Source organism: Alteromonas sp. ABH4_452, assembly GCF_056311825.1.
On record NZ_CM149973.1, the window covers coordinates 4,326,248 to 4,349,686 of the forward strand.

The following is a 23,439-nucleotide window of genomic DNA, read 5'->3' on the forward strand; positions in this document are numbered from 1 at the left end:
ATAAGGGACTGCAATAAGGGGGTTCAGGTTTAGCCACTATGAGCACAAATATTACACGTTATACAAAGAGCGTATTAATCATCGCGTTTATCTTGTTGGTCAGTTTTTTCTTCTTGACCTCATGTGCGCAAAACAGCTTATCTACACATGTATATACAACCGATAGTGACAGTTTAAAAGCAAACCAAAGTGGGCTGACTAATGAAGGCTTAAACGCCAATCAACTTGCTGTAGGTGCTGAACGCTATTCAAGATACCTCCCTTTGTTAGAAGGTAAGCGAGTTAGTTTGGTGGTGAACCAAAGCTCTTTAGTTAGAAATGATTTGGTTAGAGATGATTTGGTTAGAAATAACCAGATAACTGGGCATTCAGGACCGATAAAAGAAAACCAACCCTATCAGCATTTGGTAGATGCTCTATTGCAACGTAACATTGACCTAGTAAGCATTATGTCACCCGAGCACGGATTTAGAGGGGATAAAGGCGCAGGTGAAAAGGTAAATAGCGATATTGATGCTAAAACAGGTTTACCTATTCATTCGCTTTACGGGGCAACTAAAAAGCCCACGACGGCTATGCTGGAAAATACCGACGTAATTGTTTTCGATATTCAGGATGTAGGCGTACGTTTTTACACATACTTAAGTACGTTGCACTATGTAATGGAAGCCGCTTTTGCCCAAGGCATTCAGGTTGTGGTGCTAGATAGACCAAACCCTAATGGCCGATATGTCGACGGCCCAGTGCTAAAGCCAGCATTTTCATCGTTTATTGGCATGCACCCTATTCCCGTTTTGCACGGCATGACATTAGGTGAACTTGCTCAAATGATCGTGGGAGAACGTTGGTTAGATATTAATGCTGCCAGTTATAGCAATGCAAAACTTACCGTAGTACCAATAAAAGACTATGAACGCACTGCGTACTATTCCCTGCCGGTGGCACCTAGCCCTAACTTACCAAACGATTTATCTATCCAGCTATACCCCACGCTATGCTTTTTCGAGGGAACCGATGTGAGCATTGGCCGTGGCACTGATTTTCCATTTCAGCTTATTGGTCACCCTAATATTGAATTCGGTGGATCTCAAATACGGGTAAAAGCAAATAGTGCAGCGCCTCACCCTAAACATGAAAACACCTTACTAAATGCACACGTTTTTACCCGCGCAGATCTTATCGACTCTGAATATATGGACTTGGAAAACTCAAGCCTTAAGTTACAGAATCGAGAAGGTTCACCAATTAGTGGATTAGAAATAGAAACCTTGATTGATGCCTATTCTCGCTTTTCTGAATACAACCGAAATGCCACCGCCAGTGGAATTTCTACAGAAACATTTTTCACCCGCCCACAGTTTTTCGATAAATTAGCGGGTACTGATGCGCTAAGAATACAAATCCAAACCGGGAAAACATCTGCTGAGATTCGCCAAAGCTGGCAAAAAAGTTTGAACACGTTCAGAGAAAAAAGAAAGCCATATCTACTTTATGAAGACACCGAACGACGTCAAGAATAACTCATGTAGGCTTGCCAATTTAACGAACTGGTAGAAAGACAAAATGGAGAGGAACTGCTATTAACCTTTGAATGGGTAAAGGTGAAAGTAAACACTTACTCAGCCTTTAGGACTTATATCATAAGCCTAAAAAAAGTTAGTAAAAACTAACCTCCCTCTGTTTTAGTTTTTACTAGTGTTGCAAGTTTAGCTTCTGCTGTGGCTTTTTGATGTCTAAGCTCATCTCTATTTTCACCGTCACTTTCAGCGATTTTTGCATCAATATCGGCAATCGTCTGCATCAAGGTTTCTTTACTTTTTTCTTTTTGCTCGGCCTCTTCAGCCTTGTCAAAAATCACGTCTTCTGGAGACGCTTCTTCTTTGGTGGTTTGGCTGGGCGATTTAGCAATCATTTTCAAACCATCGGCCTGAGGGCGCTGGTTCATGAAACTAGGCGAAACAATTTCAATATTAGAATTGTGCAAGGCATCAAGTACAGCTTTATGCAGCCTTGAGCGAGCGCTCAGCAAGCTCTTTACTTCGGTTAGTAACCCGGAAATACGATAGCTTACAGAGAAATCGCATAGCCCCATGACCTGTACAAAAGGCTCTGCCAGCTTTGCATTTTCAGCAGCAGCAAGTAGATGCTTTTCAATAACGCTGTGGTGAATATCATAGCCTAAGCTAATATCCACGCTAACAATTGCACCAGAAGCACGCGTGACCGAAACAGGCGAATTCACCATAAGCGTGTTGGCGAAAGCAATTAGTTCTCTGCTCTCCGTCTGAATTTCAACATCAAGCAACCCCATTTCAGTAACGCGCCCGCTATAACCTTCTACTTTTATGAAGTCACCGACCCTAAAGGGGCGGTTTACCCGAAGTACTATTCCTGCCATCAAATTACCCACCATAGTGGTAGATGAAAATGCAATGACACCAGAAATGAGTACACCGATAAGTGCTATAACTTGATTTCGCGTACTTTCACTTACCGGAAGAGTCATAGCTATAACAACTGCTCCAATAATAGTAAGTACTAACATGCCAACTTGACGAGGCAGTTTCTGTTCGCTGGTAAGGTGGCTTTGTTTAGCAAGCAAAAGGTAATGTAGAGTAACGAGTGTACTTACAACCAATGCTATAGCAACGAGTAGAGGAACAAATGTAAGGAACGTACTGAACACAGAGTCCATTAGTGATGCTCGCGTAGTACCTGATAAGTTTTCTGTATTCACATGTTTTCCTTTAAGGTTGTCTAAAGAAGCACCTTTAAACTAGCCTTTCACATTGTCGGTCAAACTGGCGCTTTTAGGTATAATGAAAGCTACTCTAACGAAACTGGTGCACGACCTTCAGCAACTGAATTACCAACTAAAACATCAGCCAGTGCGTTCAGACTATAGCTGGTAACTTTGTTACCGTCCCTATCACCTTGACTGTCTATGCTTATTGCATAACTAAATGTCGCAATAGCGATGTCTGCCGCATTTTTAAGGTCATTTGCTTCATACGGCATACGTAGGGGAGCAAAAACCACGGTTTTGTTCTGTGTTTTCGCAGCAGTCATCATCATTTTGCTAAATGTCATCACATCAGTTTCACTTGCGCGCTGCTTCACATGTTCAGGTAGATCAAGCCCACCTAACTCATAGTTCGCGTGAAGCGGACTAATATTACCCACCACTAGCACTTCTGCCTGTTTTAAAAGCATCATAGCAAGCTGTTTTTTTGGCAATGCCGTCAAGGGTAAACAAGCAAATTCTAGGGGCTTATTAGTACTCTTTGAACTTGCTCGTATCAGTGCACTTTCAAAGGCTAAACACCTTGCGGCATCAGGCATTAGCGCAAGCCAACGCGTTGATGTTACCGGAAGTTTCCCCTTTCCAAACAGCACCGAAACCGAAGCCTTAGAAAGCGCTTTCTCAATTTGAATTCCTTTATTTTTTAGACTGTTAGGATTATCAATCGATGCGTTTTCTTTTGCTTCATTAAGCCACCAAGATACAGGCTTGGAAACAAAGCTTTCTAAATTAAAGTGTTGTTTTACTTTAAGAATACGATTATAGGAAGACACCAAGAAAGCGCTTTCTGAAAATGAGTCTAATGACTTATTTACAAGTCTTACTGCCACATTATCTAAAAGCTTTGAAAATGCGTTGATATCCTTTCTATTTCTTATGGTGAAAGGCATGAGCGCAATATCCGCACCGGCAATGAATGCGCGAACGAGCGCTTCTTCGTGCGAGAAGAACTGTGTAATACCAGCCATATCTAACGCATCTGTAACGACCAAACCTTTATACCCTAGCTGTTTGCGAAGCATGTCGGTTAGTATCTTTTTCGACAAGGTAGCGGGAACAATTTGCACCTTGCCATTTTTATCTGCAATTTCAGTATCATCTAACGACGGATATTGAATGTGTGCGCTCATAACCATTGCAGGCGGGGTTGCACTGTTTATGATATTAGCAAAAGGAAGAATATCCCCCGCCATAGCCTGAGCTTTGGTATGGGTGACTTGCGGTAAGCCACTGTGGCTGTCCACATGGGTATCACCGTGACCTGGAAAGTGTTTAATAGCAGCCAAGACTCCCGTACTTTGCATTGCACTTACAAACGCTCGTCCGAGTGCCGCCACCTGCTCTGGTTTTTCAGAAAAACTGCGTACGTTTATAACGGGGTTCTTTGGCTCACTATTTACATCCACCGACGGCGCAAAATTAGTATTAACCCCTAAAGGTAACAGCGTTTGCCCTATATGCGATGCTACGCTTCGGGCAAAGGCATGGCCCCGCTGATGAAAGGTAGCACCGATAGCCATGTTACCTGCAAACGGCGAAAGCATATCTGAAGGCAGTCTCGCTACTCTCCCTCCTTCTTGGTCGACAGCAATAAATAGCGGCTGGCGACCTGCTTTTACCATATGCTGCTGCATGGTGTAATTGAGCGTAATTAACTGATCGGCATTTTGAATGTTTTCCGAAAACAAAATAACGCCACCTATATTGTGTGTACGGAGCATACTTAAAAGCGAAGGAGGAATTTCGGTCATAGGCGTACGGCAGCGCGATGATGGCGTACCGTCTTCACAGAAATAGCGAAAATCTAAAATGATCTTTTGCCCAAGCATGTTCCTTACTGCACTGACAGCTTCGGCACTAATCGTTTTCGCGCTAGTCAATTCCTCGCTAGCCCCGTCATCGCCAGCCTTTTTAGCTGTGATTTTGTTAGCGCTGATTGGGGGTAAGTCAGTATTGGTAGCTCTTGGGGTAGATGCGTCGACGCTTAATGAGTTTGCCGTTGCGCTAGCAGCAAAAATGCCGACACTAAATAAAACTAAAATGCCTGAAAGAAAATGACTTAAGCCCAATACAGAAGCACGCTTTTTACAAATAACTTGCTGGAATAACAATGTTTATCTAATCCTTGGTAACACAGAGCACAATACGGTACGCTAGCATAAATGAGAGAAGCATGTTCGCCAACTTTGAACTGTATTCACTCCTTCTCTTACGCGTTAGTTTATATAATATGTGACGTGAAAAGACATACCTGTAGGACACGCTGAATTTAAGAAAACAATCTAAAGCAGCAGGTCCTAAGCACACATAAATTTAAGTTTGGAAAGAAGTATGGATTGGATGTCAGTCATCCCCCCTCTTGTGGCTATTGCCGTCGTTTTTTGGAAAAAAGAAGTTATCTTAGCATTGGCGCTGGCCGTACTGTCTGCTGAAGCCTTAATTTTGGTCAATGCTGATATCGCAACTAGCTACATGGCCCCTATTAATGCCATAGAGCGTGTGGTTGATACGGCTGCTAGTCCAGGTAACACGCGGGTGCTTATTTTCTCTGTTCTAGTAGGCGCATTACTGGCTTTTATTCGTGATTCTGGTGGCGTAACGGCAACCGTTAACTTTCTTGTTAATAAGGGCGTAGCAAAAAGCCGTAAACAAGTAGGCGGTTTAACCATGTTTACTGGTATTGCCGTATTCATAGAATCGAACTTGAGCGTGCTTACTGCTGGTATATTCGCCCGAGGGTTGTTTGACCGTTTCAACATGAGCCGCGCACGTTTAGCTTACATCATTGATTCCACCAGCGCGCCAGTTTGTATTTTGATTTTATTAAACGGCTGGGGCGCTTTTATACTCAGCCTACTCGATGCCTACGAACTACCCGCTTCGTCAGCTTCCATTTTATGGGGCAGCGTATTTTTTAACTTTTACGCTATTTTCACCTTACTTATTGTGGCTTATACAATTTCGGCTGATAAAGTGCACGGCCCTATGGCTGAAGAAGAAAAAGCACTGTCTCATGTTGAGGTAAATCACACGACTGAGCCTGCCACTAAAGCGCGATTTATGCTGGTTCCGCTGCTGGTGATGGTATTGAGTATGGTTGGCTTCATGTTCTGGACAGGCAACGGCGTTTTGTCTGAAGGCAGCGGCAGTAAATCAGTTCTTTATGCTACGGCTCTTGCCACTGCTATTGCCTACGGTCTGCTTCTCGTCCATAAACGTTTTACTCATAAAGAAGCGGTAGACATCGGTTTTAAAGGGATGGGTGAACTACTCCCCCTAGTTACCATAGTGTTACTTTCATTAACCTTAGGCAATAGTCTTAAGGTGCTAGGAACAGGCGTATTTGTGGCAGGAATAGTGGGTGAATACCTTCCAATGGTGCTGATTGTTCCCATGTTGTTTATTGCCGGCGGGATCATGTCGTTTACCACAGGTACGTCGTGGGGTACGTTCGCCATCCTTATACCTATTGGTGTACCACTAATTCAGAGTTTAGGGTTGCCTCCTTCTTTGGTTATTGGCGCTATATTGGGTGGCGGTATATTTGGCGATCACTGTTCGCCTATTTCCGATACCACAGCCGTATCTTCGCTAGCTGCGGGTACTGACGTATTAACGCACGTTAAAACACAGTTCCCTTACGCACTATTTGCCGGCGCACTTACGCTTATTGCCTATTTTGTTGCAAGCTTAGTCATGCTTGGCTAAACACGTGACTAACGTTTGTTGGTAGCCGATTGCTAATATCAAGGTGTTAGCAATATCTGTAGCAAGGAGTTTTTAAATGAAAAGACGGATAGCAAACATCGGGTTTATCTCGATGATAGTGGCATTTATTTCAGTAGTGGCAGCATGTTCACATTCGCCAAACGACACTGTAAATACTGTTGGAGAAAATGCCGTAGGCTTAAGTCAGCCGGCCGTTGCCATGCCTGACAGCTATAGCGCCGATGCTGCGATGCAGGTACTTAAGGAAGGCGGCAACGCTATTGATGCGGCTATTACTGCTCAGTTTGTTTTAGCCGTAACATTGCCAGAGGCGGGTAACGTTGGCGGCGGTGGCTTTATGACAATAAAGTTTGAAGATAGTACCGACTTTCTTGATTACCGTGAAATGGCGCCTGAAAAAGCTCACCGCGATATGTATCTTGACGAGCAAGGTGATGTAAAACCGTATGAGTCTTTGTTTGGGGCTAAAGCGTCTGGCATTCCTGGTACCGTTGCAGGTATGTGGGCCGCGCATAAAAAATACGGCACATTGGATTGGGAGCGTCTACTCGCACCAGCCGTTGATTTGGCTGAACAGGGCTTTGTGGTGCATGAAAAATTAGCAAACAACATTGCCCGTTATATTTCGCGCACCCAAGAAAAAGGCATCGACAACAATTTCAGTGAATACTTTGCAGACGCAAAAGCGGGCGCTACTTTTAAGCAGCCTGAGCTAGCAAAAACACTTAAAGCTATCCAGCAGCAGGGCAAAGACGGCTTTTATAAAGGCGATGTAGCAAAACATATTGTTGATTTTATGCAGCAAAATGGCGGCCTTATTACCTACGAAGATTTGCAAGCTTACAAAGCCGTGTGGCGCAAACCTCTTCACCTAAACTGGCAAGGTTATGAGCTGGTAACCGCACCACCTCCAAGTTCGGGTGGTGTTGCCGTAGCGCAATGGATTGGCATGCTAGAAGCCTATGATGCAAACCACGATTTGCCTGCGCAAAACAGCACTGAATATATTCACGTTATGTCTGAAATAGGCAAGCGTGTGTTTGCCGATCGCGCTGAATACATGGGCGATCCTGATTTTGTTAGTGTTCCGGTAAAAGCGCTCACTGACGCTAACTACATTATCGAACGCGCGGCAGATATTCAGCCTGACAGCATTTCTGATACGCCAAGCGTTAAGCCGGGCTTGAAAGAGAGCGAAGATACTACTCACTTCTCGATTATGGATAGATGGGGTAACGCAGTTGCCAATACCACAACCATCAACCTTACTTTTGGTAGTGGCGTTGTTGTGGCTGGCGCCGGTTTCTTGTTGAATGATGAAATGGACGACTTTAGCGCTAAACCTGGTGTGCCAAACTTCTTTGGTGCTGTAGGTGGTGAAGCGAATGCGATTGAGCCCTATAAGCGCATGCTATCTTCTATGACACCCACACTGGTTACTAAAAATGACCAAGTGGTTCTGGTAACAGGTTCGCCGGGCGGCACCACTATCATCTCGTCAGTTGCTCAATCACTTTTGAATGCCCTACTTTACGACATGAGTGCCGAAGAAGCCGTGAATTCACCACGTTTCCATCACCAACTACTGCCAAAAGACACTATTCGTATGCACGACGGATTTACAGAGGCAACTGTGAATGAGCTTAAAGCCATGGGCTATACCATTGATAACCGTCGATTTGGTGATGTGCATTTAATTAAACGTACTAAAGAGGGTGTGGAAGCCGCGTCTGAGAAAAGCGGCCGGGGTAAAAGCCTAGTACAACCGTATTAGCACACCTCATTAGCTTGTAGTCATGAACTTAAATCTATAGGCGAGCCGTATCGGCTCAGCCTTAAGATTTCGGCATCAAGCAAGGTAAAAACTAATAACTACAGCAACAGCGTGGTGTCGATAGGCACGTACTTAGACGCCACTTTTTGAATACTTTCAGCCGTTAATGCGGGAACGCCGTACACCGTTACGGTTTTCCCTTTTTCTTTAAGGGCATTTACTAGAATATCGAAATCACCGTCGCCAGACACCAGAATGACCTCATCAACATCATCGGCATGTTCAAGTGCATCTACTGTTAAACCCACATCCCAGTCACCTTTGGCCGAGCCGTCGGCGCGTTGAATGAAAGGCTTTAACTTTACTTCAAACCCAATAGCACGAAGAATGTTTTGAAATTCTCGCTGCTTGCTGTCTCCCCTGTCTATGGCGTATGCAAAAGCATGGGTTATATCAAGGTTGTCGCTAAGTTCACGCCAAAACTGGTTGTAATTAAAGTTACGTTTGTACGCCTGACGGCAGGTGTAATACACGTTTTGTACGTCTACCAGCACTAATGCTTTATTCAAAACCACTCACTTTATCGATTTACTCGGTTATTGTTTTCTGATGTTATAGCCTTTTGCTAGTAAAACCAAAAACCAAAGTGGAAAAAGCGCTAGCCTTTTCTAAACGAAGAGAAAAGTTTTACTTAGCGAAAAGCTGAGAAATATCGGCGAACGCTTTGAACTCTAACGCGTTGCCGAAAGGGTCTTTGAAAAACATAGTGGCTTGTTCACCGGGCTTTCCTTTAAAGCGAATATAAGGTGCGATAATAAACTCAGTATTTGAGGCCTCTAGCTTACTTGCTAGTGCTTGCCAATCGTCCATGGTTAGCACAACGCCGAAGTGCGGCACCGGCACTGCATGATCGTCTACCCCGTTATAAGCAGGCGGCGACGGCATGGCCTCTACGCAGTGCGTTACTAACTGATGGCCGAAGAAGTTCCAGTCTATCCACTGGGTGTCACTGCGGCCCTTTTCACAGCCCAACAATTCACCGTAGAACGCTTCTGCGTCAGTTAAATTAGTGACCGGAATGGCAAGGTGAAAAGGCTGAACCATGAAAACTCCTGTTATAAAAACTTCTTAAGCAACGATAGCTTAAACTTAGAAAACGGCGCATAACGAAAGAATACGTCGAGGGCGAATGAACGTTTCATTACCGTTTTAATATGACTGAATGTATCAAAACCTGCTTGGCCATGATAGTTACCCATGCCGCTATTTCCTACGCCACCAAACGGCAACTCAGGATTAGTCATAAACAGCATAGTGTCGTTAGTACACACACTGCCTGAACTGGTTTTGCTGATAATATTATCAAGCACATCGTCCTTATCACCAAATGCATAAAGGGCAAGTGGCTTAGGCCTGCTGTTCACAAACTTAATGCCCGCCTCCATGTTGTCGACAGTGATGATAGGTAGGATAGGGCCGAAGATCTCTTCTTTCATTAGCGGGCTATCTAGCGATGGCTCTAGTACAAGGGTGGGCGCCATTGCTGGACGAGATTCATCTAGCTCGCCGCCATACACCACATTGACGTTTTCGAGGTAACTTTCAAGACGCTTTAAGTGGCGATGATTAACGATATTGCCGTAATCTCGTGACGATAAAGGCGCTTTGCCGTATTGCTTTTTCAGCTCTTTTTTAACCGCATCAATAAGCTTTTGCTCAAAGCCCTTTTCAACAATGACATAGTCAGGCGCAATACAGGTTTGGCCTGCATTCATCCATTTACCCCACACTAAACGGCGCGCGGTGACGGCAAGATTTGTATTCTTATCCACAAAGCACGGACTCTTTCCGCCAAGCTCAAGGGTTACTGGAGTTAAATGTTTGGCCGCGGCGCTCATGACAATTTTGCCCACCACTTCACCACCGGTGTAGAAAATGTGGTCCCACTTGCAGGCAAGCAGCGCTATCGCTTCGTCTTTACCGCCTTCTATTACTGCAACGCATGAATTATCCATATATTGAGGGATAAGCTTAGCCACCAGCGACGATGTTTCTTGTGCTAGTTCAGAGGGTTTCAATACCGCACAGTTGCCCGCTGCGATGGCAGCAATGTAAGGAGCTAGTAGTAATTGAAGCGGGTAATTCCACGCACCAATGATAAGCACGGTACCAAGGGGTTCAGGCTTGCGAAAGCTCTTACCTGGCCACGCCACCATAGGCGTAGATACTTTGCGCGGTTTTGCCCATTTGTCCAAGTGCTTAAGCGTATGCTTAATATCAGAAAGCAGAAACCCTTGTTCCGCTACCATGGCTTCGGTCTTACATTTGCCTAGGTCATTTTTAAGGGCCTGCAAAATGTCGTGCTGGTTGTCCTTCAATAAGGTTTCTAGCGCCTTTAATTGGCTTTTGCGCCACTCCAGAGACTGAGTTTTCCCTGTATCAAAACTATCATTAAGTTTATGAACAACATCAACGAAACACACACCGGTTTCCACTGCGTGAAGAGAAGGTCTATTTGGCATAAGAAGGCTCCGATAGCATAACACCCACGGCAACAATTCGATGACTCTCTTTGATATTGTTGACGGGTAAAGCAGCGTAATAATTAACTGATACTATCTTATATTAATAGGGATGTTCGAAGACAACGCAACTAAATTGTTAATTAATGTTTAATGCGACCACATATTAAAGGCTATAAGTAGATTTTATATGCGTGAAATGCAGGCGCAGAAAAATGAGGCGTGATAGAGGCAAGTGAAAAAGAGGTAAATTTTGTCAGTAATAAAAAAGCCCAGTAAACACCGGGCTTTAGATAGTATATAACGCTTTGCTATTAAGCGTCGTAAGGGCTGCGCAAAACGATAGTTTCGTTTCTGTCAGGGCCTGTTGACACAATATCAACCGGCACACCTGTTAGCTCTTCAAGACGCTTAATGTAGTTTTTCGCCGCTTGTGGAAGGGCTTCAAACTCAGTTACACCAAAGGTGTTGTCTGTCCAACCTGGCATTTCTTCATATACTGGCGTTACTTTTTCGTAACCGTCAGCAGCCATAGGTGGAACGTCTTTCACATTACCGTCTGCATCTTTGTAGCCAACACAAATTTGAAGGCTTTCAAGACCGTCTAGTACGTCAAGCTTCGTTAAGCAGAACCCGGTAATAGAGTTAATTTGTACTGCGCGCTTCATTGCAACTGCGTCGAACCAACCAGTACGGCGCTTACGCCCTGTAGTTGCACCAAACTCGTGGCCTTTAACACCTAAGTGTTGACCTACTTCACAATCTAGTTCCGTAGGGAAAGGGCCTGAGCCTACACGCGTGGTGTATGCTTTTACGATACCCAATACGTAATCTAGCTTAAGTGGGCCAAAGCCAGCACCCGTTGCGACACCACCAACGGTAGTGTTTGACGATGTAACATAAGGATACGTGCCGTGGTCGATGTCTAGAAGTGTGCCTTGGGCACCTTCAAACATAATAGGCAAGCCAGCATTGTGTGCCTTGTCTAGTTCGTCAGTTACATCAACAACCATTGCTTTAAGAATGTCAGCAACTTCCATTGCACCTTTCAAGGTTTCATCAAAGTCTACTGCTTCTTCGCCATAGTATTGCGTAAGTGTGAAGTTATGCACATCTAGCACTTCTTTCAGCTTTGCAGCGAAGTCTTCGGCGTTGAATAAGTCGCCTACGCGTAAACCGCGACGAGCTACCTTATCTTCATAAGCAGGACCGATACCACGACCCGTTGTACCAATTGCTTTTGCGCCGCGGGCTTTTTCGCGCGCTACGTCTAGTGCAATGTGATAAGGAAGAATAAGCGGACAAGCTTCACTAATCTTTAAGCGCTCGCGCACTGGAACGCCACGCTCTTCAAGCATAGTCATTTCTTTCATTAGTGCGTCAGGGCTAAGCACAACACCGTTACCAATAATACAGGTAACATTATCGCGTAGGATGCCTGATGGGATTAAGTGAAGTACGGTTTTTTCACCGTCGATTACTAGAGTGTGACCTGCATTGTGTCCGCCTTGGTAGCGAACAACATATTTTGCGCGATCAGTGAGTAGGTCTACGACCTTGCCTTTACCCTCGTCACCCCATTGAGTGCCGAGTACCACAACGTTCTTTGCCATGAATCATATGTGTAAGAAAATTAGGCGGGGATTCTACAAAATTCTAGGGCAAGGATCATCTCTTTTTCGAACAAAAATACGACTATTTGATTTTTATTTTTGAAAACATAAAGATGCCCAACCGTCGCAGGCGGCTTTTTAAAATAAGGCTTGGCTTATTGTTTTATAAAACATATTTCCTAAAGCGCTAATTTTTATAGCATTCTAAAGTTTAGCTAGCGCAAAACCTGAACAGGCGGTCAACCTTGAACTGCGCAGCTCAGAAAAAAGCTTCTTCCAACATTAACTGAAATAAAAAAGCAGTAGCGCGCCAATTATCACAAGGGTACCGCCAATTTGACGCAATTGGTTACTCGGTTGCTGACTAATTTGAAGCAAATAATTACGCCATTTATTCGGAAAAAGCAGCGGTCCTATTCCCTCAATTATAAGTACCAAAGCGAAAGCGGGTAATAGCCACTCCATAAATTTATCCTTAAAGCCGTGAAAGTACTGTGATCTTAAAGAGCATGCTTTTAATGGGCATGTCGTTGATAAGTGTGCTGTTAATGAGTTCGCCACATTTTTCGCGACATTGTGTGCCGCCTTTCCTGTAACGAACTAACACCTTTTAAGGTATTTCCGAAAGCGCACCTAAATCAATGTATTCGGGTGTATGGTATAGGCCAAAACCAAAGCGTAACCGGTTACCTCTGAAGTCAGTAAGAATATGATGTGCTTTAAGCTTTGAAGCAAGGGCTTTTGTCACATCCGCATTATCTAATTCAAAGGTAAGGAAATGCCCCCGATTCATTTCATTGTTAACGGCTAAGTGCTTTTCATTGAGTAACGGATGATTGCAACCAGCAAGCTTTTTTAAAAATGTTCGCTGCATGCGCATTACGTAATCATTTATCGCGGCAACATCTAAACTATTTTCTTCAAACATGCGAAGTACAGCTCTTAACCTGTAGAGCGCCGTAAAATCCATAGTGGCACCGGCAAAGCGCATACCATCTAAACTATATTGAACGTCATTTTTACCGCCCGTCTCGCGGGGTTTGTCTAACTCGCCAAATTCGGCAAACCAGCCGGTATACGTGGGTCTTAGCTTACAGCCCAACGGTACGTGAGCAAAGCACGCCCCCTCTCCCGCCTGTGCGTATTTGTAACTACCTGAAAGATAAAAAATACGATGAGCAATATCGGCAAGGTCAGTAGGCTTTGCCATAAAGCCGTGGTAGCCATCAACTACTACGAGGGTACTGTCGTTAGTCACACTATATACAATATCTGAAACGTCGTTTACCACATAACCAGAATTGAAAAAGACCTGACTAAAGAAAACTAGCTCAGGATTGTGTTCAGCAATAGCCGCCTTAAAGCGTGAAGCAAAAGTATGATAAGGCTTGGTAGGTACGGTAATTAGTTCTATTGCCCCCTGTTCTTCTAGTCTACTCGCTTGGCGCTGAAAACTGTGAAACTCGCTGTCTGTCGACACCACTTTATAAGGGGCAACATTATCTATGCAGCTCATAATACGATAAAGCAATTCATGAGTATTTGGCGCAAAAACGATTTGCTGAGGCGCGCCAGTATTCAGTATTTTGCTAATACGCTGCTGCAGTTCCGGTACTAAAGTTTGGAAAAAATACCCCCACTTTTCGTCTACGTATTTAGCGCTGTCATCCCAATAATCAAGCATTGCCTCGCGCGTACAGTCTGGCCAAAAATAATGGCTGTGACACGCATAATGCTGTTTACCTTTGTTAGCGTTGAGAAATCCTGTATAAAACTGCTGATATGCCATGCTTTATTGCCTAAAATAAAAACCGCTTAAACCCTATCAAACTTCAGCATACTTCGCATGAACCTGCGCCTACAGCAAAACATTTATTTACAAAATAGGTGTAAATAGTTTTGCCCAAATCGTTGCGCTTAATGTTATTTCTTATATACATACGCCCACTGCAAAACTAAAAAACTCTGCTATACCCTATAGAGGTGAGCTGGTTTTGTAAGTCTAGTTAGCAAGCTCCATCTGTTCCACGCAGACACACATTAAAGGTACTTTATGCGTTTCCCTAAATACGGAAATTATTCATTGGATGTCTCAGGTAACGTTCTTGAAGTGTTTGCTACCGGAGCGTGGAACCTTAAAACAACAGAATTTTTTATAGAGGAAATGCATGCGCTTATTGATAGGTTCGACAATAAGCCTTGGGCAGCCTTAATGGACGGACGCCGTTGGGTATTATCTACGCCGGAATGTCAGACCCGTTTAGCAGATGCAATAAAGGTGAATATTTCGAAAGGGCTTAGTCGCTCAGCGTATGTGCTAGATAGCGGAATGGTCAAGCGTGCTCAGCTGGAACGCACCCATCCATCAAACCAACGTGATTTTGAAACGAGCAACTATGAACGGGAGTATTTTGAAAAATACTTCGAGGCACTTAACTGGCTGCATAAAGAAGGGTTTTCACCTATTTGCTAGTTTTCTAGCCCAAGGCGATGGTTTTAGCGTTACGGTGAACGCTAAAACCCGAATAGTCTTAGTACAACAAGCTATAGACTTTACGACGATACTCTGACTTAAGCGGATCGCCGTCAGCGAGTGCGTTCATCATATCCATCATTAACTTTCTGGCATCGCCAAAGCCAAGTTCTTTCTTTAATACAGTATAAAGAAGCTCTAGTGCATCTTGTGCTTTGTTCGCTTGCTGCAACTGTACAGCTAGGTCAACCTTAAGCTGCAGGTCATCAGGGTTCGCCTCTACTGCCGCTTGAAGCTGGCGTATTTCAGGCGTATCCGCCGCTTGTTCTGCAAGTTCAATTTTGCCCGCCAAACTCTTATAGCGAGAGTCTTGATCTACCAGCTTAATCTCTTCAAGCAAAGCTTTAGCTGCATCGATAGAGCCCGTCTCAACGTAGCAATCAATAAGCATATACTTCGCGTTTACGTTATCAGAGTTAAGCGTTAAGGCTTCTTTTGCCGCTGGCAGTGCTTCTGCGTAATCCCCTTGTTGGATCGCCTTGCCTGCAGTGGCAAGTAGATCATCTTCTGGGTTTGGCAAATATTTATCCAGCATTTCACGAATTTGCTGCTCAGGTTGTACACCTGCAAAGCCATCGACGGGCTGACCATTTTGCACCACCATTACCGTTGGTAGGCTTCTAATACCAAACTGAGCAGCCACTTCTTGCTGTGCTTCGCAGTCTACTTTGGCCAAAATCAAATGCTGGCTGTATTCACCTGCCAGCTTTTCTAGTATGGGCATTAGGTCTTTACAAGGTTCGCACCAGTCAGCCCAGAAATCGATAAGCACCAGTTTTTCTTGTGATGCTTCTACAATAATTTGCTGAAAGTTTTCTACCGTAATATCCACGATGGTTGCTTGGCTATTTGCAACGAGATTTTCCATAACGCAGGCCTTTAATTTCTTGTATTGAGAGGAATATGGGGCAGGCGCTGTAAAATTACAAGGCTAAGGGGAGTTATCTTTAGCTTTAGGATGAGCGAGATACTTTTTTTGTAAAAGCGGTCATTTCGCCTTTGTCGCTTTCACGACAATCTCTACCTTCAAGGAATGTTAATGTGGTGTAAAATTTCTCTGTTGAGATACTTTATTATTAAGCCACCTAATTTCTATAAGATTTGGCTAAGAAGGTTTTATGACTATACAAACCAGCACAGACACTCAGTTTGCTTCGTTCAAAGAGTTTTACCCATTTTATTTAAATGAGCATAAAGACGGCACATGCCGCACGCTTCATTTTATCGGCTCTTGGCTAGTACTTAGCGTTATAGCGCTGGCAATATATATGGCGAGCTGGTCGCTACTGTGGTTTATACCGCTAGTAGGTTACGGCTTTGCGTGGGTAGGACATTTCTTTTTTGAGAAAAATCGTCCCGCTACATTTAAACACCCCCTTTATAGTTTGATGGGTGATTGGGTCATGTTTAAAGATATTCTGGTGGGCAAAATTAGTCTTAAAGGCGAATAAGGCTCATGAAAGTTACACAAGGGCTACCCGTGCGGTAATAACGATAACGCCCGCTGTTAGCGCCCCCGTTGTTATACATTGCATAATATGCTGCCATATATGCAGCAATTCGCATTTTTAACGGACAATCCCCCCCCTTCACCGCACACCCTTTACATAATGGAAACGAAAGCGATAAGGTTGAGAATAAGGTTCTCAGTTTACTCAATTAACCCTAGCGTTAACGTTAAGAGTACGACTGCGAACACATTATCTTGAAAAACGCCGCCTATCGCGCATAGCGCAAAAAGAATAACAAAAGGAACAAACATGTTTGTGTCTCGTTTCCCCCTTCGCCCTATACAACAAGGTTTATTAGCTACCTCGACAGCGTTATCACTGTTGGTTTTAGGCATGAGCCAAGCTAGTGCATTGCAAAACTCTGACTCTGATTCAGGTAGCGTAAATGCGCTAACGTATGAAGATACCTTTAACTTAGAGTTTGTCACTAACCCTCAATTCCTCGATAAGGAAACGGTTATTTATTCTCGTCAAAGCATGGATATCATGACTGACGGAAGACAAAGCCGATTGTGGCAGGTAAACATTAAATCCGGTGAACACCGCCCGTTTATTGGAGTAGACGAGAACTTGTCACAGGCGACTTTGTCGCCCAACGGTAAAATGGTGGCGTATACAAAATCGGTCAACGGCCGCGCACAAATCCACCTTTATTACTTAGATACCATGCAGTCTGTGCGTTTAACCAATACCAGCGAGACACCTCGCCAGTTAACCTGGTCTCATGACAGCAAAACCTTAGCCTTCACCCAGTTTACCGAAGAAAAGCAAAAGCCATTGTTTACCGGCATGCCGAGCAAGCCTAAAGGAGCGAAGTGGGCTGAACAAGGCACGTATATTGATGCGGTGCAGTATAGAGGTGACGGCAGAGGCTACCTGCGTGAAGGCTTCGAGCAGATTTTTATTCTGCCTGTAGAAGGCGGCACGCCGCGACAGTTAACAACGGGGAAATTTCCGAGCGGCGGCACCCTTTCTTTCTCTAAAGAGAATGACTGGATTTATTTCTCCACACCACAACGAGAAGACTACGCGCTGCATCCTTTATTTAGCAATATCTACAAAGTGAATGTGAACACAGCGACAGTTGAACAAGTTACCGATATCGAAGGCCCTGAAGGCAGGCCAACCTTGAGTCCCGACGGAAAATACCTTGCGTTTACTCAGCTCAACGACAGAAAGCTTTCATATCAGAATGGTGACCTCGTTGTACTTGAGCTTAAAAGTGGTGATATTACCCGCTTAACCACATCGCTAGATAGAAGCATAGGAAAGTTCACGTGGCGTAAAGACAGTCGCGGATTAGTTTTCTCTTACCTTGATCATGGCGAAACTAAACTTGCTGCGGTGAACCTTAAAGGTGATGTAAAAACTATCGACGTTAGCATAGGTGGTCAAGCGTTTGGTCGCCCTTACACGTCGGGTGACTTTGCAGTTAGTGACAAAGGTGACATCGTTTATACCACTGCCAGCCGCACCATGCCTGGTGACTTGGCGCTTTACAGAAAAGGTAAAGACGGCACACAGCTTACCGATTTAAATAACGACGCACTTGGCCATAAGACCTTGGCAGAGGTGCAAGACCTTTCTGTAGTATCAAGTGTTGATGAGCTACCTATCGACGCATGGATTGCATTGCCCCCAGGATTCGATAGCAGCAAAAAATACCCGCTGATACTAGAAATTCACGGCGGTCCTCATGCTGCCTACGGCCCTCATTTTGCTATGGAAATTCAGCTAATGGCCGCGCAAGGTTATGTCGTGGTATGGGCTAACCCAAGGGGCAGTAGCTCTTACGGTGAAGACTTTGGTAATTTGATCCACCATAACTATCCGTCAGAAGACTACAACGACTTGATGGACGTGGTAGATGCGGTTGTTAAGCAAGGCTATGTAGATTCAGAGAATTTGTTTATTACTGGCGGCTCAGGCGGCGGTACACTTACCGCCTGGTCCATTGGTAAAACTGATCGCTTTAGTGCAGCCGTTGTGGCAAAGCCGGTTATTAATTGGATGAGCTTTTCCTTGACCGCCGATGCGTATCCTTATTTTAGCCAATATTGGATGGCTGATATGCCGTGGAATATTGCCGATAAACTCTGGCAACGCAGTCCTTTGAGCTTAGTGGGCAACGTGGTTACGCCAACCATGCTGCTAACGGGCGAAGCCGATCACCGCACTCCCATCAGTGAGACCGAGCAATACTATCAAGCGTTGAAACTGCAAGGTGTGGATGCGGCTATGGTACGAATTCCAGGCGCGTCACACGGTATAGCAAGCCGCCCTTCGCGATTAATTCAAAAAGTGGGGAATATTTTGGCGTGGTTTGAACGCTACAAGAAAGACAACGACAGCGAATAAATCGTTTTAAACCCACAGTTCTTTTTAAGAAAAAAGGCGCCCTTCAGTGAATGAAATGGCGCCTACCTTTTTTATCATCGACCTTATTTGGTCAGCTTCACTACTTTGCCATTAGGGGCGTCGGTCAGTAAGTAAATGGCACCATCTGGCCCCACTTCTACGTCGCGGATGCGGTCGTGATTGTCGCGAACATATTCAAACTGCTCACTAGGCTTTCCATCTTCTACCTTGATACGGCGAAGGTGGGTAAATTTTAAAGAACCCACTAATATATCGCCGTTCCACTCTTTAAACATGTCGCCTTGATAGAAGGTTAGGCCGCTTGGTGCAATGGACGGGTTCCAGTACAACCAAGGCTGCTTCATACCATCCATATGAGTTTTATCGCTGATAATATCGCCGCTGTAATCAACGCCATAAGTAATCTCTGGCCAACCGTAGTTCGCACCGCGCTCTAGGATATTAATTTCATCACCGCCTTTGGGGCCGTGTTCCATTGCCCAGACTACGCCAGTTTCAGGGTGAATAGTGACGCCTTGCACGTTGCGGTGACCATAGCTGAATATTTCGGGGGCATTGCCATCGGTAAAAGGGTTATCTTCTACTGCGCTGCCGTCACGGTTAATACGCACAATTTTACCAAAATGGTTATCGGTGTTCTGCGCTTCTTTCATATACTTATAGCGGTCGCCCATGGTGACGTATAAGTGCTTTTTAGCATCGAATGCTAAGCGACAGCCAAAGTGAAAGCCGTTATCGACAATAGAGTCGGCACTAAAGATAACTTCAACATTTTCAAGGCCCGAATCAGTAAGCGTGGCTTTTGCAACACTACTGCTACTGCCAGGTTTGCCTTCTGTCTCACTCGCTTTGCTGTAACAGAAATAAATCGTGTTGTTGCTGGCAAAGTCTGGGTCGATGGTAATGTCTAACATACCACCTTGGTTCTGCGCGACCACTTCTGGTACGTTATTTAGGCGCCCTGACAATTTACCGTCTTTAGACAAACGTTGGATACCACCCGCTCGTTCGGTTACCAGCAAGTCGCCATCAGGTAAAAACACCATGCCCCATGGATGTACTAAACCTTCAGCAAACGTGGTTACGGTTATATCGCTGTCGGTGATTTCATGGTCTTCGTCATGCTTGTGGTCGCCATGAGCTAGGGCAAATTGACTTACTGCTAGCGCCATCGCACATACTACTGAACGCGCTAGTATGCTTACAGGTTTGGAAATAACTGCTGGTTTCATCGTTAGAAGCCTCTTTTACAGAAGCTGTGTTTGGTGGCACAGACTTCTTCTTTTATTTTTTAAGTTATAGCAGTATACAAAAAAGGGTACAGCGCCGCTGTACCCTTTGTGATAGTTCTACTCGCTAATGCGATAAAGTTGGCTTGCCGACTAAACGAAACTAACCCCCTTCACCACGGCGCAGTATTTATTTTGGAAGCGTTGCGCGAAGCATCCAAGCAGTTTTTTCGTGAACGCGCATACGATCGCCAATTAGCGCTGCAGATGATTCATCGTCAGCATCTTGCGCTAGCTTTAATGATTCGCGACACGTTTTCACTACTTGCTCATGACCATGAGTCAGTAAGCGAACCATTTCAGTGGCCTCAGGCACACCTTCAACTTCTTCAATTGAGCTAAGCTCAGCGAACGATTTATATGTGCCCGGTGCTGAAACACCTAAAGTACGGATACGCTCTGCGATTTCGTCTACCGCTTCTGCAAGCTCGGTGTAATGCTCTTCAAACATAAGATGCAGTTCACGGAACTGCGGTCCTTCTACATTCCAGTGAAAGTTATGCGTTTGAAGGTACAAAGTGTAAGAATCGGCCAATAGCTTTTTAAGGCCTTCTGCTACTGCGTTACGATCGCTCTCAGAAATACCAATATCAATCTTGCTCATGTCACACTCCTTAACGTTAAAACCCTTTTTAGATTTACCTTCAGTCCATTCATCGGCGCTGAAAAATCTTGGTTTAAATAATATAAGTTAATAGTACTACAGAAATTTTGATTTAGATTAACGGTTTAGTTGATTGCATTCATCGCATTAATCGATGACTTTATACATTCTGCCTCAGCTACTCTATTAATGGTGGTGATGGTGACCTTCGCCCGCTTCTTTTTTAACCGGTAGCGAAACCTTCAGCTCGCTTGCATCGCTAAATGTGAGGGTTAGCACTACTTCTCTGCCCTCTTCCAATCTCTTAGTCAGTCCCATCAACATGATGTGACGGCCACCTGGTTCAAAAGCGACCATCTCGCCCGCTTCTACTTTGACGCCTTCAGTTAGCTCACGCATTTTCATGACGTCTTCTTGCATCACCGTTGTGTGAATTTGCGCTTCACTTGCTATATCTTGGGGTACTGAAACAGATATCAGCGTTTTGTCGTTTTTACTTTGATTATGTAGAGTAAAGTACACTGCGCCGGTTTTTGCCAAGGCAAAGGTTGCTCTGGCGTAACCATTCATCACCATAACGTCAGTTTGCTTACTGATGTGCTTATGCTGCTCTTTTGGCTTGTGGTGGTTATTATGATCATTGCCATGGGCAGAAATAGTCCCAGACAAGCTTAAAGAAAATAAGCCAGTAACGATAACTAACGGTTTAAGTGATTTGGAAAAAAGTGACATACAGTCTGCTCCGAATGAGTATTCGTAAGCAAGTGTACGTAAGTTTGGCATAGGAAAAAAGAGAAATGGTGCCGACTGCCGGAATCGAACTGGCGACCTACTGATTACAAGTCAGTTGCTCTACCAACTGAGCTAAGTCGGCACACTTTAAAAACCGCTGCCTAGACAGCGGATGCGTATTCTAGCGATAAACGCGTGGGTGTCAACCTTTTAATCGCGTTGCTTCACCAACTAATTTCGGGAAGTACTCAAGTGGTAAATATTTGCTCAATGCCATGAGCTTTTCACCTAAACTCTCATAACTATTAGTGGTGACATTAATGTGCCCCATTTTGCGTTTTTCACGCACAGACTTTCCGTACCAATGCAGGTGACTTCCATCAATACTTAGCAGGTCTCGAGAAAAGCTGCTGCATCCAATGATGTTAACCATAGCGCTTGGCCCTATGGCTGACGTATCGCCAAGAGGCAAGCCGCAAACGGCACGCAAGTGGTTCTCAAATTGACTGGTGACAGCGCCTGACTGGCTCCAATGCCCAGAGTTATGTACACGCGGCGCAAGTTCATTGACAAGCAGTTTATCGCCAACTTGGAATAACTCCACTGCCAGCACGCCTACGTAGTCCATACCCTCAGCTAGTTTCACGAAAATATCGTGAGCTTGAGCCTGAAGAGCGTCATCTACACGAGTCGCAGGCGCGACCGACACATGGAGCTGACCTTGGTGATGCAGATTTTCAGCAAGTGGATAGGTTCTGACGTCGCCATTAGCATTGCGTACACCGATTAAAGACAGCTCTCTATCGAATGCCACCATTTTTTCTACCACTAATGGCACGTTTTCTAAGTCCAAGCCTTGTAGCGAGCTTCTTAGCGCTGGCAAATCAGCTTCATCACTTAAACGCCACTGTCCGTAACCGTCGTAGCCATCGCGGCTCGCTTTGAGAATAAGTTTGCTACCAAGCTGTTTTACGCAATCATCTAACTGAGCAAGGTCGGTCACTATCTGGTGTTCGCAATTAGCCACCTGCATGCTTTCGAGAAGCTTTTTCTCGCGTACGCGGTCGGCACCAACTAGAATACTGTCGATATTCGGCATCAACTTGTTAGTTTTAGCCGCTTCTTCCAGCAATCTTTCAGGTACATGCTCAAACTCTACCGTTAATGCATCGGCATCTTCTAGCGCTTGCGCTAGTGGTGTATCGAGTGGGGTTTTGCTAACTGGATGTACAACGGTATCGTTGTTTACGTCCACAGCTTGAACCTCAATACCTAACGGGCTTCCCGCTAGGTACATCATTTGAGCAAGTTGGCCTGCGCCGTAAACAACTACTCTCATTCATCTAGCTCCAATGTGTTGCTTGAAGCAAGTACGGTCTCAGTTTGAGACTTTCTAAAAGCGATAACGGCTTCGCGCACGCTCTCGTCTTGCAGTGCTACGACTTGCGCCGCCAGTAGACCCGCATTTGCTGCACCAGCTTCACCAATGGCTAATGTGCCTACTGCTACGCCTTTCGGCATTTGAACAATAGAAAGCAATGAATCTAACCCGTTGAGCGCTTTTGATTTCACCGGGCAACCAAACACCGGCAGATGGGTGTGTGCGGCAATCATTCCCGGCAAGTGTGCTGCGCCGCCCGCGCCAGCAATTATTGCGCTAAAACCTTCATCGGCAGCGCCTTCAGCAAACTCTACTAGCAAGTTAGGTGTACGATGTGCCGACACCACCTTCGCTTCAAATTCAACACCAAACGACTTCAGCATTTTTGCGGCCTGCTGCATGGTAGGCCAGTCTGAAGTTGAACCCATTACAATCGCGACTTTTGCCATCTAGAGATCCTCGGAGTAGGTAAAATGGACAACCTTGGAAAGGCCGCGATTGTAGCTTAAAACCGTTCAAAATCCCACCGTAAATGGCGTGAAATATAGTGCTATAGAGTACGAGCGAAT

The 23,439-nt window shown here is 44.8% G+C and carries 20 protein-coding genes and 1 tRNA gene; 6 read left to right on the forward strand and 15 right to left on the reverse strand.

All coding sequences use genetic code 11. From position 1 onward, the window contains the following. Nucleotides 1-38 precede the first annotated feature (38 nt). Nucleotides 39-1,520, forward strand: a complete 1,482-nt coding sequence (locus ACYX4N_RS18560; protein WP_476055085.1) for an exo-beta-N-acetylmuramidase NamZ family protein — start codon at nucleotides 39-41, stop codon at nucleotides 1,518-1,520. A 146-nt stretch (nucleotides 1,521-1,666) separates the two neighbouring features. Here ACYX4N_RS18560 and ACYX4N_RS18565 read toward each other — a convergent pair whose 3' ends face one another. Together ACYX4N_RS18565 and ACYX4N_RS18570 are read right to left on the reverse strand one after the other, a co-directional pair. After that, nucleotides 1,667-2,737, reverse strand: coding sequence for a mechanosensitive ion channel family protein (locus tag ACYX4N_RS18565; RefSeq protein WP_476055086.1), 1,071 nt, complete (start codon nucleotides 2,735-2,737; stop codon nucleotides 1,667-1,669). An 89-nt stretch (nucleotides 2,738-2,826) separates the two neighbouring features. Next, nucleotides 2,827-4,914 (reverse strand): glycoside hydrolase family 3 N-terminal domain-containing protein, encoded by a 2,088-nt coding sequence (locus tag ACYX4N_RS18570; protein ID WP_476055087.1) that lies wholly within the window; start codon nucleotides 4,912-4,914, stop codon nucleotides 2,827-2,829. Nucleotides 4,915-5,134: 220 nt separating this feature from the next. Between ACYX4N_RS18570 and ACYX4N_RS18575 the strand changes: the two genes are divergently transcribed. Both ACYX4N_RS18575 and ggt read left to right on the forward strand, forming a co-directional pair. Further along, the gene (locus tag ACYX4N_RS18575; protein WP_474808962.1) at nucleotides 5,135-6,511 is read left to right on the forward strand and encodes a Na+/H+ antiporter NhaC family protein; all 1,377 of its coding nucleotides are present in this window, start codon (nucleotides 5,135-5,137) and stop codon (nucleotides 6,509-6,511) included. Nucleotides 6,512-6,587: 76 nt separating this feature from the next. Beyond that, nucleotides 6,588-8,306 carry a gamma-glutamyltransferase gene (gene ggt / locus ACYX4N_RS18580; protein WP_476055088.1) on the forward strand — a complete coding sequence of 573 codons (1,719 nt, stop codon included), beginning with the start codon at nucleotides 6,588-6,590 and terminating at the stop codon, nucleotides 8,304-8,306. Between the two features lie 98 nt (nucleotides 8,307-8,404). Here ggt and ACYX4N_RS18585 read toward each other — a convergent pair whose 3' ends face one another. The 6 genes from ACYX4N_RS18585 to ACYX4N_RS18610 all read right to left on the reverse strand — a co-directional run bounded on the left by ACYX4N_RS18585 (nucleotide 8,405) and on the right by ACYX4N_RS18610 (nucleotide 14,230). Then, the gene (locus ACYX4N_RS18585; protein ID WP_476055089.1) at nucleotides 8,405-8,875 is read right to left on the reverse strand and encodes a LabA-like NYN domain-containing protein; all 471 of its coding nucleotides are present in this window, start codon (nucleotides 8,873-8,875) and stop codon (nucleotides 8,405-8,407) included. Nucleotides 8,876-8,993: 118 nt separating this feature from the next. Then, on the reverse strand, nucleotides 8,994-9,410 hold the full coding sequence (locus ACYX4N_RS18590) for a VOC family protein (RefSeq protein WP_474808968.1): 417 nt from the start codon (nucleotides 9,408-9,410) through the stop codon (nucleotides 8,994-8,996). Between the two features lie 11 nt (nucleotides 9,411-9,421). Beyond that, the gene (locus tag ACYX4N_RS18595) at nucleotides 9,422-10,828 is read right to left on the reverse strand and encodes an aldehyde dehydrogenase family protein (RefSeq protein WP_476055090.1); all 1,407 of its coding nucleotides are present in this window, start codon (nucleotides 10,826-10,828) and stop codon (nucleotides 9,422-9,424) included. Nucleotides 10,829-11,142: 314 nt separating this feature from the next. Continuing rightward, nucleotides 11,143-12,441, reverse strand: coding sequence for an adenylosuccinate synthase (locus tag ACYX4N_RS18600; RefSeq protein ID WP_025256721.1), 1,299 nt, complete (start codon nucleotides 12,439-12,441; stop codon nucleotides 11,143-11,145). 282 nt (nucleotides 12,442-12,723) lie between these two features. Then, nucleotides 12,724-12,906 (reverse strand): DUF2065 domain-containing protein, encoded by a 183-nt coding sequence (locus tag ACYX4N_RS18605; protein ID WP_071816877.1) that lies wholly within the window; start codon nucleotides 12,904-12,906, stop codon nucleotides 12,724-12,726. Between the two features lie 145 nt (nucleotides 12,907-13,051). Beyond that, on the reverse strand, nucleotides 13,052-14,230 hold the full coding sequence (locus ACYX4N_RS18610) for an aminotransferase class V-fold PLP-dependent enzyme (RefSeq protein ID WP_476055091.1): 1,179 nt from the start codon (nucleotides 14,228-14,230) through the stop codon (nucleotides 13,052-13,054). 264 nt (nucleotides 14,231-14,494) lie between these two features. On the opposite strand from ACYX4N_RS18610, the gene ACYX4N_RS18615 reads away from it, so the two are divergent. Then, nucleotides 14,495-14,914, forward strand: coding sequence for a hypothetical protein (locus ACYX4N_RS18615; protein ID WP_474853440.1), 420 nt, complete (start codon nucleotides 14,495-14,497; stop codon nucleotides 14,912-14,914). Nucleotides 14,915-14,972: 58 nt separating this feature from the next. On the opposite strand, the gene trxA is transcribed toward ACYX4N_RS18615, so the two are convergent. Beyond that, nucleotides 14,973-15,842 (reverse strand): thioredoxin, encoded by an 870-nt coding sequence (gene trxA, locus ACYX4N_RS18620; RefSeq protein ID WP_476055092.1) that lies wholly within the window; start codon nucleotides 15,840-15,842, stop codon nucleotides 14,973-14,975. 250 nt (nucleotides 15,843-16,092) lie between these two features. On the opposite strand from trxA, the gene ACYX4N_RS18625 reads away from it, so the two are divergent. Both ACYX4N_RS18625 and ACYX4N_RS18630 read left to right on the forward strand, forming a co-directional pair. Then, complete coding sequence (locus ACYX4N_RS18625; RefSeq protein ID WP_476055093.1) at nucleotides 16,093-16,425, forward strand: Mpo1-like protein; 333 nt, start codon at nucleotides 16,093-16,095, stop codon at nucleotides 16,423-16,425. A gap of 309 nt (nucleotides 16,426-16,734) precedes the next feature. Then, nucleotides 16,735-18,843, forward strand: a complete 2,109-nt coding sequence (locus tag ACYX4N_RS18630; RefSeq protein WP_476055094.1) for a S9 family peptidase — start codon at nucleotides 16,735-16,737, stop codon at nucleotides 18,841-18,843. A gap of 83 nt (nucleotides 18,844-18,926) precedes the next feature. On the opposite strand, the gene ACYX4N_RS18635 is transcribed toward ACYX4N_RS18630, so the two are convergent. The 6 genes from ACYX4N_RS18635 to purE form a co-directional block, all read right to left on the reverse strand. Continuing rightward, nucleotides 18,927-20,096: a PQQ-dependent sugar dehydrogenase gene (locus ACYX4N_RS18635; protein ID WP_476055095.1), complete on the reverse strand. Its 1,170-nt coding sequence runs from the start codon at nucleotides 20,094-20,096 to the stop codon at nucleotides 18,927-18,929. Nucleotides 20,097-20,283: 187 nt separating this feature from the next. Beyond that, nucleotides 20,284-20,757, reverse strand: coding sequence for a Dps family protein (locus ACYX4N_RS18640; protein ID WP_136783517.1), 474 nt, complete (start codon nucleotides 20,755-20,757; stop codon nucleotides 20,284-20,286). A 186-nt stretch (nucleotides 20,758-20,943) separates the two neighbouring features. Next, the gene (locus ACYX4N_RS18645) at nucleotides 20,944-21,489 is read right to left on the reverse strand and encodes a copper chaperone PCu(A)C (protein WP_476055096.1); all 546 of its coding nucleotides are present in this window, start codon (nucleotides 21,487-21,489) and stop codon (nucleotides 20,944-20,946) included. Nucleotides 21,490-21,555: 66 nt separating this feature from the next. Further along, nucleotides 21,556-21,631: transfer RNA gene (locus ACYX4N_RS18650), tRNA-Thr, on the reverse strand. 60 nt (nucleotides 21,632-21,691) lie between these two features. After that, a complete protein-coding gene (locus tag ACYX4N_RS18655; protein WP_476055097.1) occupies nucleotides 21,692-22,828 on the reverse strand; it encodes a 5-(carboxyamino)imidazole ribonucleotide synthase in 1,137 nt (378 codons plus the stop codon). Further along, complete coding sequence (gene purE / locus ACYX4N_RS18660) at nucleotides 22,825-23,319, reverse strand: 5-(carboxyamino)imidazole ribonucleotide mutase (RefSeq protein WP_269918229.1); 495 nt, start codon at nucleotides 23,317-23,319, stop codon at nucleotides 22,825-22,827. The genes ACYX4N_RS18655 and purE overlap by 4 nt, the downstream gene beginning before the upstream one ends. Nucleotides 23,320-23,439: the final 120 nt, after the last annotated feature.